Below are 12,567 nucleotides of genomic sequence, written 5' to 3'. Positions count from 1 at the left end.
TATATAACTCAGTAGTTTATTAATTATTATTTTGTTAAGTAATATAAATAAGTAATAGGAAGACTTATGATTTCAGCAGCTATAGTCGGCGGTACAGGATATACCGGTATTGAACTTATTCGTTTGTTGTCTGCTCATCCTGAGGTGTCTATTGACTTATTAACCTCACGTAGTGAAGCGGGCAGACGCGCTGACGATATATTCCCCAGCCTTCGCGGTATCTCAGATATCGTATTTAGTGATCTGGGCGATGATACTTTAGCTGCCTTACAAAAATGCGATGTGGTATTCTTTGCTACTCCACATGGAGTGGCTATGCAACAAGCTCAAGCACTGACGCAAGCTGGTGTTAAAGTCATAGATCTAGCGGCTGATTTTCGCTTACAGTCTTTGGTAGATTTTGAGCATTGGTATCAACAGCCGCATGCTTGTCCTGAACTGTTAAAGACAGCGGTCTACGGCTTGCCTGAATTGAACCGTGACAAGATTGCTAACGCTTTAGTAGTAGGTAATCCTGGCTGTTATCCGACGACTGCTATTTTAGGTCTAAAGCCGATTATTACTTTGCAAAATGAGCAGTCTCAGCGTTTGATTGAGCCGCGCATTATAATCGACGCAAAGTCTGGGGTTTCTGGGGCCGGTAGGCAGGCAAGTTTGGCACTCAATTATGCTGAAGTTACTGATAATTTCAAAGCCTATGGAGTCACCGGTCATAGACATTTACCAGAGATTGAGCAAGGCATTGAGCAATTACTGGCCAGCAAATTCAGCCAACGTGTGCGCTTTTTACCCCATTTAGTGCCGATGATACGCGGTATGTTCAGCTCTATTCATTTAGAGCTAACAGCGGCAGGCACTGCTGTCGATTGGCAGCAAGCATTTGAGAATAGTTATGCACAAGAAGGGTTTATAGATGTGTTACCGAGCGGTAGCTATCCAGATACCCGTAGTGTGCGTGCTAGCAACCGTTTGCGTATAGCTGTCCATCAAGATAATGAGCGGCTTGAGCTGACTATAATGGTCGTGCAAGACAATTTGGTCAAAGGCGCAGCAGGGCAAGCAGTACAGAACTTGAACGTTATGTTTGGTCTCAATGAAAGCTTGGGACTAAATGCGGCCCCTATTGTTCCTTAACGCTAAGTTGCTAGTTGTTGCTTTATATAGTTTGTTAGATAGATTTTTTATGACTGTAAGCGCTGATGACTAATGAAATAGGGGATTTGATGACTGAATCTCTTTTACGCTTTAGTCACTGTGGTTACAGCCTCATGCTAGGTATTGACGGTAAATTCCGTTATAATACTTCGCCTTTACTGTTAAGAGTACCCGTATAAATGCGTGTTAAGACTGCCCTACGCTTGCATTCGCAGCCTGCACGATTGTTGTGTTACGCTCCTGCATCTACAGCATCAACTGCTGCACCCAATACTATAGTTAGTGCGCTTGCTGATGATACCTTAGTGTCAGACGCTACAATAGACAGCTGCATGCCTTCTACTGCTTATAATAGCAATTACCATCACCGTATTAGTAGGCAACAAAGCGGTGCTAGTACTTTGCTGTTAGCCTTATTCGTGGTCGCTATATTAGTAACTTCGATTGTTGCAGTATTGCTAGGTCACAAGCTAGGTTATCAGAGTGGTTATTACTCTCAAGCTTCTAAAAATAAGCAAGTGATTGAGAACAGCGAACAGGCTACTACTGAGCTCAAAGACTTGCGTATGAGCAATAAAGTTCTTGCTAGTACAGCGGCTACAGCCAAACAAGAGCTGTCGATTAGTCTGAAAAATTTAGACGAGCTGCGTCAAAGCAAGCAGGAGTTAGAAGTTGAGAGTAAACAAGTAGCCCAACTTAATGAGTTCTACGCTGATTTTATCAGTGAAAAGGGTGGGATGCCTTTGCAAGTACTTGGTGCAAAAATTGAACCTTTGCCAGAGAATGCTTTTGAATACGGTTTTGATATAGGTATGCTTAGTAAAGATGCCTCAGCTAAGACTCTGACCGCTGTGTTAACCTTACAAAATAAAGACGATTTTGTAGAAGTACCTTTAGATCCTTCGCGTTTTTCTATCCAAGGTATTGTACGTATTCGTGGTCGTTTTGTGATGCCAGCTGGGTTTAAGCCTCTACAAGTTAAGCTTAGTTTGAAGGCGGGTAATGAAGAGGTTGAGCAGCTTTATAACTGGACAGTAGGGGCTATGGTAGATAGTATGCCGTTGTCGTTAATGGACTTACCAGAAGTTGATCAAAGCCCTATAGGTAGTGAAAAACTTGCCAGTATCAACGGAAAAAATCCGCAACAGTCGCAGTAGCCATAGTTATGTTTTTATAATAGTCATTACTTGTTAATGGCCATTGGTACTATCTGCTTTATTACTCTTGTTTAACAATAAATTTTGAATTGATTTTATGACAAAGCAGACCTTAATGACTTATGAGCAAACCGTAGCTGACTGGCATTTTCCAAATATACCAGTAGATCAGCGTGCCCAAGATAGCGACCCTGCAGGCGAGACTACTCCGCAGGCAGATGTATTGGTTGCTGAGCCAGAAGTAGCTAAGCCACCAATGTATGCCGTGGTGATGTACAACGATAATTACACTCCGATGGAGTTTGTAGTGTACATTTTGCAGTCAGAATTTCGTCATAATGTAGACTCTGCTGTTGAAATTATGCTCACTATTCACAATACCAGCAAAGGTATCGCTGGGATATATCCAAAAGATATCGCCGAAACCAAAGCCAAAAAGGTCAACAGTCTAGCCCATCGTGAAGGCTATCCTTTATTGACCCAAATTGAACCACATCAAGGCGAGTAATTAGTAACGTTCGCTAATAGTAGTTGGTTGCACGCATAGTCATGCTCATCTCGTTACCTATGCCAGTTTATGATGGCTGGCGCCCTCGCTAGCCATGACTCACGGTCATCAGTGTTGCTTTTTATCTAAGTGTTGTATCTATAAGTCCTTTATCCTTGTCACAAACCAACTTAACTTCTTGACACTAAGGGTTGATAATAAGCGTATTATTTACTCTTGATTTCCTCACCAAACAGCCTTATATACTACTTGTCATCAGCATAAGTATCATTCGTTATTATCTGTTCGATTATTCCACTTTTTACTCTTTAGTTTCATTATCTAGTTTTCATAAAAGTATCTTTTTAGTTCTCTAGCATTGCTACTCTAATAGCTGATTTTTTCTACAAATTAGCAACACCTAATCTAACTTGTGCCATTAGTTACAAGCTTTGATACACTTTAGCAGCGCTTAAAAGATTGACTCTAAGCGTTTATCATGTTGATATGAATGCATGTCTATTGTCATTGCTATGATAATTATTAACGCGGTTAGTAACGTGTTCTCGTTTGATACTATTACGTAATAATGATGCCATCGCCCTTGAACAAACTGTTTACCGCCCTGATTTAACAATCAAGTAACTCATAAAGCTATCCGCTTATAAAGATAAGTATAACCGTAGGAATCCGTTATGTTAAGTCGTCATCTTGAAGTGTCTTTACGTTTAGCTATGACGCTTGCGCGTCAAAAATCACACGAGTATCTTACCGTCGAACATCTGTTGTTAGCACTGCTGGAAAACACCCATGCTGTTAATACTTTAACGGCTTGTAATGCTAATGTCTCAAGTTTGCGCACGGAACTTGAAGCTTATATTAATAAGCATACGCCGACTGTGGATGTCGACATAGAGCAGTCACCACAACCTACTCAAAGCTTCGATCGTATTTTGCAGCGGGCAATATTTCACGTGCAATCTATTGGTGGTGGTCGTTTAGTTGAAGGCTCAGATATCTTAGTTTCTATGTTCTCAGAGCATGATACTTATGCTGTCTATTTGCTCAAAAAGCAAGGTATCAGTCGTCTGGAACTCACTCAATACTTGTCACATGGTCAAGATAAGGCTGAGTCAACTGAGCCGCGTGCATCGAGCACTGGCGAACGTCGTAGTGCTTCTGAAAAGACTAGTAAAGATCCGTTGGTCGAGTTTGCTACTAACTTAAATCAGCGTGCTGCCGAAGGCAAGACTGATCCGTTGATTGGTCGTGGCCCAGAGATTGAACGTGCGGCTCAAGTATTATGCCGCCGCCGTAAAAACAATCCGCTATTGGTTGGTGAGCCGGGCGTTGGTAAGACTTCTATCGCTGAAGGTTTAGCTTGGTTGATTATTAATGACAAAGCCCCTAAACCGCTAAATGGCTGTGTGATTTATAGCCTAGATATAGGAGCACTAATCGCCGGTACAAAATATCGTGGTGATTTTGAAAAGCGCATGAAGTCTTTACTTGATGCACTAAAGAACAAGCCTAACGCTATTTTATTCATCGATGAAATTCATATGATTATTGGCGCTGGTTCGTCAATGAGCAGTAATATGGATGTGTCTAACCTTATCAAACCCGCCCTTGCTAACGGTGAGTTACGCTGTGTAGGCTCAACGACGTTTACTGAGTACCGTCAAGTGTTTGAAAAAGATCATGCATTGTCACGTCGTTTCCAGAAGATTGATGTAAAAGAGCCAACTATCGATGAGAGCATCGATATCTTGCGAGGTCTTAAACCGCGTTATGAAGAGTTTCATAATGTTGAGTATACCGATGAAGCTTTGATAAGTGCAGTACAGCTATCCGCTAAGCACATCCATGAGCGTTTCTTGCCCGATAAGGCAATTGATGTTATCGATGAAGCGGGTGCTTATAAGCGTTTAGGAGTGATTCCTGATGCCGACGATATTCAAGCTGAAGAAAGCTTTATCGCTGACTTAGAAAAACAGATCGATGAGTCAGATTATGATGAAGATGATGATATCGAAAACCAGATGCTTGATGATGCTACTGCTGCTAAAGCAAACGATGATTCTAGTTCTGATAACGATACGCAGCAAGCCGGTCTTGGTAAAGTTAAGGGTAATAAAGCACCTATAAAAATCGATGTAAGTGATATTGAAGCTATCGTCGCTAAGCTAGCACGCATTCCACCCAAGTCAGTATCCAGTGATGATAAGAGTATCCTTCAGCACTTAGACCGTGACCTAAAACGTTTAGTATTTGGTCAGGACGAGGCAATTGCTAATCTAGCTGACGCCATTAAGCTGTCACGTGCCGGTCTTAAATCACCTGATAAGCCTATAGGTTCCTTTATGTTTGCTGGCCCGACTGGGGTTGGTAAGACAGAAGTCTCGCGTCAATTGGCCAATTTGTTGGGTGTGGAGTTAGTACGCTTTGATATGTCAGAGTATATGGAAGCTCATACTGCTTCACGCTTAATTGGTGCACCACCGGGCTATGTTGGTTATGATCAAGGCGGCCTGCTTACTGAAAAGATCAATCAGCATCCGCATTGTATCTTGTTATTTGATGAGATTGAAAAGGCGCATCCAGATGTCTTTAACTTGCTATTGCAGGTCATGGATCATGGTACTTTGACTGATAATAACGGCCGAGTAGCTATCTTTAAACAAGTGGTTGTCATTATGACCACTAACGTTGGTGCTGATAGTATTAGTCGCTCTTCTATGGGCTTCACTCAGCAGGATCACAGCCGTGATAATAATGAAGCACTCAAACGGGTCTTTACTCCTGAATTCCGTAACCGTCTCGATGCAATTATCCAGTTTAATGCTTTAGATGCATCAGTGGTTGTCTCAGTAGTTGATAAGTTCTTAGTTGAATTGCAAGTTCAGCTTGATGATAAGCAAGTTACTTTAGAGATTGATGATGAGGTTCGTGAGTACTTAGCGGACAAAGGCTACGATCGTTTAATGGGCGCACGTCCAATGCAGCGTCTGATTCAAGACGAAATCAAAAAGCCGTTGGCGAGTATGATTTTGTTTGGTGATTTGGTCAACGGTGGGGTAGTACATCTCACTTTAGAGCCAGAGAAAACGGCGGATACAGACTCGGTTAACCTTGATAAAAATAGTGATAAAGGTTCAGCGGATAGCCGTATTATACTCACAGTAGTCGAAACCCATGAGCCACGTTCAGACTCTGAATCATTAGCAAGCTAAGCTAGAGCTTTTGCTTTATAAAAAACGGTTACTACGGTAGCCGTTTTTTTATAGCTGCTATTTGCCCAGCCTTAAGATAATTTGTCTTACTAGAGGGTTATATTCAAACAGTCTTGTATCAGATTTTTGTCGTATCAAAGTTTTTATTATTATTAAATATAGTTATTTAATATAGCTATGAAATACAACTATTGGCTATAATTATTAAGGGTAATAATGAAAAACAAGCGATTTTTTTGCTACTATAATTAGCTTAATAATGCACTTGCAAATGTCAGTAAATCTGGCTAAAAAGCGTTATCCTAGCGCCACTGTAAACTCGCTCCGTTATAAAATTATAAATAAAGGAATAAGGCTATGAATTTGTTTGATAAAAATGACGATGAAGCTGTCAGTAATAATAAAACAGCAGCAGAAAAAAAAGCTATCTTGGATAATGTGCGATTACCACAGGACTGGAAAATAGCCTTGGAAGAAGAGCTAACTTCTGACAATATGGATCAATTGCGTGCTTTTTTAAAACAAGCCTATCAATCAGAGGCTAATATCTATCCGCCAGCCAATCTGATGTTTAATGCTTTTAACTTAACGCCTTTAGCGCATGTCAAAGTAGTCATTTTAGGCCAAGATCCTTATCATCGCCCAGGTCAAGCTATGGGCTTATCTTTTTCAGTGCCTAAGACCATTCCTAAACCACCTTCGCTTAATAATGTGCTAAAAGAGATGGCTCAGGATATCGGTACTGCTACTTCTAAGCATGGCGATCTGACGTATTGGGCTGAACAAGGAGTGTTATTGCTAAACAGCTCTTTAACGGTCAGTGAAGGCGAGCCTAATAGCCATCAAAACGCAGGGTGGGAGCAGTTCACTGACGCGGTTATTGAAGTGATAAATCAACAAACCGAGCATACAGTATTTATTTTATGGGGCAGTAAAGCGCAAAAAACTGGTAAATATATTAATACTGATAAGCATCTTATCTTAACTGCCGTGCACCCCTCACCACTAGCAGCCAATCGTGGCGGGTTCTTTGGTACTAGACCCTTTTCAAAGACTAACGACTATTTAGCACAATATGGCAAAACCCCTATTGACTGGCAATTACCGCAGTAGCCAATGATGAATAATAACTCTCAGCACCTTAGACGATTGCCAAATGACTGGCCATCAATAAGCCAGTCGCTCGCTAATAGTAAGTTTTGGTCATTGCAAGATGTTCAATGGATGCATTATGCTTTGACGCTGGCACAACAAGGTGCCGCTTGTGGTGAGGTGCCAGTAGGGGCCGTGTTGATTCATGACAATGCCATTATTGGTAATGGCTTTAATGAGCCTATAGGCCGTCACGATGCAACAGCTCATGCAGAGATCGTGGCAATTAGGGGAGCTTGTCAGCATTTGAATAACTACCGCTTAGCGCCAAAGACTACTTTATATGTGACACTAGAGCCTTGTACAATGTGCATTGGGGCCATGATTCATGCCCGTGTTGATAGGTTGGTCTATGCCGCTTTTGAGCCTCGTGCAGGTATGGTAGGTAGTCAAATGGACTTGAGTAGTAAAGATTTTTATAACCATCAATTGCAGGTGAATAGAGGCTTGCTGAACGAGTCTAGTGCTCAGCTGCTAAAAGCCTTCTTTCGTCAGCGCCGAAAAGCAGCTAAGAAAAATAAACCACAATAATATTAATAAACAAAATTGCTGTCACTAGGCTAGTGGTAGTCCTATTTATTTGCTATAATATGCGCCTATTTGGCTGTGAAAAATATATAGCTAACATTACCCTGAGTGCCTATAAGTGAGTTCTATGACTGCTTTTACGTCATTATCTGATACTAAAGCTGCTGATAAAAGTAGCCAAGTGCTACGCTATCCAGTTATTTGTATTGATGGGCCAAGCGGTGCAGGTAAAGGCACGGCAGCATGGCGTTTAGCCAAAGAGCTGGATTACCAACTCCTAGACTCGGGAGCTTTATATCGCATAGTTGGACTCAAGGCTTTTGAAGCTGGCCTATTAGCAGATAGCTTATTAGATGAACAAGCTATTGCGGCTTTAACTCAAAAGTTAGCTATTAGCTTTAAGCCGAACGAAGCCACTGGCAATGTAGATATTTTAGTTGATGGCACTTTAATCGGTACTGATATTCGTAATGAAACTGTTGGTGGCTATGCTTCACAAGTAGCGGTATTCCCACAAGTTCGTCAGGCGCTATTGCAACTGCAGCAAGATATGGCCAGTCGTTCAGGATTAGTCGCTGATGGTCGTGACATGGGGACGGTAGTGTTTCCAGATGCCGACGCTAAAGTATTTCTGACTGCTAGTGCCCAAGCCCGTGCAGCGCGCCGAGTAACCCAGTTGACGGATGCTGGAGAGAATGCAAGTTATGACTCAATTTTAGCAACGATTAAAGCTCGTGATGATCGTGATGAGAATCGCGCGATTGCGCCATCGAAGCCGGCAGCAGATGCACTAGTAATCGATAGCTCAGCACTAAATGCACAACAAGTTTATCAGCAGATAAAGAGCCATTGTCAAGCCAAGGGTATCTGTTGCGATTAGTTATAAATAGCTAAAGATTTTTAGTAGTATAAAAATAAATGCAATAGCTACGTAAAACATCTTCTAAAGATAGGGTTTTTACTATAAAATTGCAGTAATTAGAATGACATAGCTTGCGTAGGGTTATTTAGTAGAAAATACATAACCGCATTATAGAGTTTGAGTAGGCTGAGACTGTTGTTGCTAGTGAGTTACCGCTTTAAACTTACTAGCAACAACTGTTTTATTATATGAATATGTAGGATATAAAACCAGTATCTCGTTTTATGTATTCATAAATTTGATCCGTACTGTGCTGGACAGGATACGGCTATACAAAGGTAGACATAATGGAATCATTTGCTGAACTATTTGAAGCGAGCATTGAAGAAACAGGTCTTGATATCGAGCGTGGCTCGGTTATTACAGGTACTGTTGTGGCCATCGATAACGACTGGATCACTGTTGATACTGGTCTGAAATCTGAAGGTATTGTCGCTCGTGAAGAGTTTTTAAGCGAAGAAGGCGAACTTGAAGTTGAAGTTGGCGATACTGTCGACGTTGTGGTTGAAGCGGTTGATAACGGTATGGGTCAAACCTTACTGTCACGTGAAAAAGCCAAACGCGTTGAAACTTGGAATATCCTTGAAAAAATCTCTGACAATGATGAGATTGTAAAAGGTATTATTTCAAGTAAAGTTAAAGGCGGTTTTACTGTTGATATCGGTTCAGTACGTGCGTTCCTACCAGGTTCATTAGTAGATGTTCGTCCTATTCGTGACACTACGCACCTTGAAGGCAAAGAGCTAGAGTTTAAAGTTATTAAACTTGATCAAAAGCGTAACAACGTTGTTGTTAGTCGTCGTGCCGTTATGGAAGCTGAAAACTCAGCTGAACGCGAAGAGCTATTGAACAAGCTTGAAGAAGGTATCGAGATCGAAGGTATCGTTAAGAACCTTACTGATTATGGTGCGTTCGTAGATCTAGGTGGTATCGATGGTCTATTGCATATCACTGATATGGCATGGCGTCGTATTAAGCATCCATCTGAAGTCGTTGAAGTTGGTCAAGACCTAAAAGTTAAAGTATTGAAGTTTGATCGTGAGCGCAATCGCGTAAGCTTAGGTCTAAAACAACTTGGTACTGATCCTTGGGATAACGTTGGCGGTACTTACCCAGTAGGTAGCGTAGTTAAAGCTCGCGTAACTAACCTTACTGATTATGGTTGTTTCGCTGAAATCTCTGAAGGTATCGAAGGTCTAGTTCACGTATCAGAGATGGATCATACTAACAAAAACATCCACCCATCTAAAGTAGTTCAAGTGGGCGATGAAGTTGAAGTAATGATTCTTGATATCGATGAAGAACGTCGTCGTATCAGCTTAGGTATCAAACAGACTCTTGCTAATCCATGGGATGAGTTTGATAAGAAACATGAGCGCGGTGATAAAATCTCTGGCACTATCAAGTCAATCACTGACTTTGGTATCTTCATTGGTCTAGATGGCGGTATCGATGGGCTAGTACACCTATCTGATATCTCTTGGAATGAGACTGGCGAAGACGCTATCCGTAACTACAATAAAGGCGACACCGTAGAAGCTATGGTATTGTCTGTAGATGCAGAAGCTAACCGTATCAGCCTAGGTGTTAAGCAACTAAGTTCAGATCCATTTAACGAATACTTGGTTAACAATGACCGTGGTGCTATCGTTAATGGTAAAGTAAAAGAAGTTGATGCTAAAGGCGCAACTATTGAGCTTGCAGACGAAGTAGAAGCTTATCTACGTGCCTCTGAGATCCAACGTGACCGCGTTGAAGATGCTACTAAGCATCTGACTGTTGGTGATGATGTTGAAGCTAAAATCATCAGTGTTGATCGTAAGACTCGTAACATCAGCTTGTCAATCAAAGCTAAAGATGAAGCTGAAGAGCGTCAAGCAATTAAAGATCTTGGCGGCGCAAGCACTACTGCTGCTGCTCCAGGTTCTGATGCTCAGCCAAAAACTATCGGTGACTTGATCAAAGAGCAAATGCAATAAGCTGCTTTTTAATAACCACTGATCAATAAGTAATACTATAAGAGAGCGACTTAGGTCGCTCTTTTTGCATTTGTATTTTACGATTATTAACTCTTTTATAGGATTAAGGCCAAAAACCATGGCTGTTTAAGATCATGATATTCTGTTGATATTGACCGAATTTCCTATTACTATGTACAATACTAGTAACTAAATGTAAAATAGTAAATATACATCTTTAGAGAAATTTTTAACCTCTCTAATTAAATTTTGCTTGAGTCAAAATTCCATTGGCAAACGTAACCATTTACTAATAAGGCAAGCGTAACAATGCAACAAACGATTAATAAATCTGATTTTATCAATAACTTAAGTGTTAACTGTGACACTATGACTGATGTGGTTGTAGATGATGCTGTACGCGAAATACTAAACTTGATGGTAGATACCTTAGCGAATGATGGTCGAGTAGAAGTTCGTGGATTTGGTAGTTTTTGTCTTCATCATCGTCGAGCTCGTATGGGTCGTAATCCAAAAACGGGAGAAACCGTTCCAGTACCGGCTAAAGCTATTCCTCATTTTAAACCCGGTAAAGCTTTGCGTGAGGCAGTAAACGACACCATAGCTTAACTATTGGCTTTTTATTGGTAACGAGTTGTTTTAAATTAGTCTCTAATACTTACTGTTAAGGTGTTTATACCATGCGTATTCTGTTATTTATATTGTTATTTTTGAGCTTTGCTTATGCATTAGGCTTAGTCTTAGCCAATAATGCTGATATAGGTGTAAACCTGCTATTCTCGCAAGCCCCTGCTATGAATTTAGGGTTATTGCTCATACTTTGTATGATTTTAGGTATTATCATCGGCATGCTATTAGCGTTGTTAATGTTCCGAGTCTTGCAGAACAAGTGGGAAATATCGCGCTTACAAAAGCAGAATAATAGCCTACAAGAGCAGTTAGATCAGGCCAAGGTAGTTATAGATAGACAAGCTAACGCACCAACAGTAGAAGAGGCGGTTTATGGTGCCTCTAATGTTCGTATCGATAATGACAGTAATAGAATTGCTAATCCTTCAGATGCAACAGTACTGAGCAAACGTAAACTTGACTAATAGTTATAGTTACTATTTATTCGTGTTGAATCTTCCTAGGTAGTCATTGCTGTAATCGAAGGTTCAACATGTCCTAGCGTAATATTAATTTAAAATATGATATAGAACGGCATCGCTATGACTGATAATTTACAAATTTCTAAGCAGATAACTTCTCCAATTATTGTGGCTTTAGACAGCGCGTCAATAGCTGAGGCTCTAGCATTAGCAGATAGCTTGGATCCAACGCTTTGCCGCTTAAAAGTAGGTAAAGAGTTATTTACTCGTTCAGGCCCTGCTATTGTAGAAGCTCTACATCAGCGTCAGTTTGAAGTCTTTTTGGACTTAAAGTTCCATGATATTCCCAATACTACAGCACAAGCAGTTCTAGCAGCTGCTGACATGGGAGTGTGGATGGTTAATGTCCATGCTAGCGCTGGCGAAAAAGCTATGTCATTAGCTAAGCGACGTCTGCTAGACGGCAATTATCAGACGCTCCTCATCGCTGTCACAGTCCTGACTTCTATGGATCAGACTATGCTAGCGCAGATTGGAGTGGAAAGTGATTTAGATACTCAAGTCAGTCGCTTAGCTCAGTTAACTCAACGCTCAGGTCTTGATGGGGTAGTATGTTCAGCGCAAGAGGCAAAAGTGATCAAGGCACTGTGTGGTCATGACTTTAAGCTAATTACGCCCGGTATACGTCTGCCAGAAGATAGTAATGATGATCAGCAACGTATCTGCACCCCTAAACAGGCACTTGCAGAAGGCTCTGACTATTTGGTTATCGGACGTTCGATCACTCAAGCAGTTAATCCAACCGCCAAGTTACAGCAAATATTGCACAGTATTTGATCTGCAAATAAGCCTATAATTAAAAA

The 12,567-nt window shown here is 41.0% G+C and carries 11 protein-coding genes; all 11 read left to right on the top strand.

From position 1 onward, the window contains the following. The first annotated feature begins 66 nt into the window (after positions 1-66). Entirely contained in the window at positions 67-1,134 is a 1,068-nt protein-coding gene (gene argC, locus JMY09_RS04090) for an N-acetyl-gamma-glutamyl-phosphate reductase (RefSeq protein ID WP_201622313.1), read from the top strand. 200 nt (positions 1,135-1,334) lie between these two features. Continuing rightward, positions 1,335-2,312, top strand: a complete 978-nt coding sequence (locus JMY09_RS04085) for a hypothetical protein (RefSeq protein ID WP_201622312.1) — start codon at positions 1,335-1,337, stop codon at positions 2,310-2,312. Positions 2,313-2,409: 97 nt separating this feature from the next. Next, positions 2,410-2,820: an ATP-dependent Clp protease adaptor ClpS gene (locus JMY09_RS04080; protein ID WP_201622311.1), complete on the top strand. Its 411-nt coding sequence runs from the start codon at positions 2,410-2,412 to the stop codon at positions 2,818-2,820. Between the two features lie 674 nt (positions 2,821-3,494). Beyond that, positions 3,495-6,032 (top strand): ATP-dependent Clp protease ATP-binding subunit ClpA, encoded by a 2,538-nt coding sequence (gene clpA, locus JMY09_RS04075; protein ID WP_201622310.1) that lies wholly within the window; start codon positions 3,495-3,497, stop codon positions 6,030-6,032. Between the two features lie 357 nt (positions 6,033-6,389). Continuing rightward, positions 6,390-7,145 carry a uracil-DNA glycosylase gene (locus JMY09_RS04070; RefSeq protein ID WP_201622309.1) on the top strand — a complete coding sequence of 252 codons (756 nt, stop codon included), beginning with the start codon at positions 6,390-6,392 and terminating at the stop codon, positions 7,143-7,145. A gap of 6 nt (positions 7,146-7,151) precedes the next feature. Then, positions 7,152-7,715 carry a tRNA adenosine(34) deaminase TadA gene (tadA, locus tag JMY09_RS04065; protein ID WP_201622308.1) on the top strand — a complete coding sequence of 188 codons (564 nt, stop codon included), beginning with the start codon at positions 7,152-7,154 and terminating at the stop codon, positions 7,713-7,715. Positions 7,716-7,839: 124 nt separating this feature from the next. Further along, complete coding sequence (cmk, locus tag JMY09_RS04060) at positions 7,840-8,592, top strand: (d)CMP kinase (RefSeq protein ID WP_201622307.1); 753 nt, start codon at positions 7,840-7,842, stop codon at positions 8,590-8,592. Positions 8,593-8,921: 329 nt separating this feature from the next. Then, on the top strand, positions 8,922-10,613 hold the full coding sequence (rpsA, locus tag JMY09_RS04055) for a 30S ribosomal protein S1 (RefSeq protein WP_201622306.1): 1,692 nt from the start codon (positions 8,922-8,924) through the stop codon (positions 10,611-10,613). A gap of 309 nt (positions 10,614-10,922) precedes the next feature. Further along, complete coding sequence (locus tag JMY09_RS04050; RefSeq protein WP_201622305.1) at positions 10,923-11,222, top strand: HU family DNA-binding protein; 300 nt, start codon at positions 10,923-10,925, stop codon at positions 11,220-11,222. 71 nt (positions 11,223-11,293) lie between these two features. Continuing rightward, on the top strand, positions 11,294-11,707 hold the full coding sequence (locus tag JMY09_RS04045; protein ID WP_201622304.1) for a LapA family protein: 414 nt from the start codon (positions 11,294-11,296) through the stop codon (positions 11,705-11,707). 117 nt (positions 11,708-11,824) lie between these two features. Next, the gene (gene pyrF / locus JMY09_RS04040; protein ID WP_256932770.1) at positions 11,825-12,541 is read left to right on the top strand and encodes an orotidine-5'-phosphate decarboxylase; all 717 of its coding nucleotides are present in this window, start codon (positions 11,825-11,827) and stop codon (positions 12,539-12,541) included. The last annotated feature ends 26 nt before the right edge of the window (positions 12,542-12,567 follow it).

It is taken from the genome of Psychrobacter urativorans, from assembly GCF_904846695.1.
Taxonomy (GTDB): domain Bacteria; phylum Pseudomonadota; class Gammaproteobacteria; order Pseudomonadales; family Moraxellaceae; genus Psychrobacter; species Psychrobacter urativorans.
The sequence above is the reverse complement of the archived record's forward strand: the minus strand, read 5'-3'. Positions and strand labels throughout refer to the sequence as shown.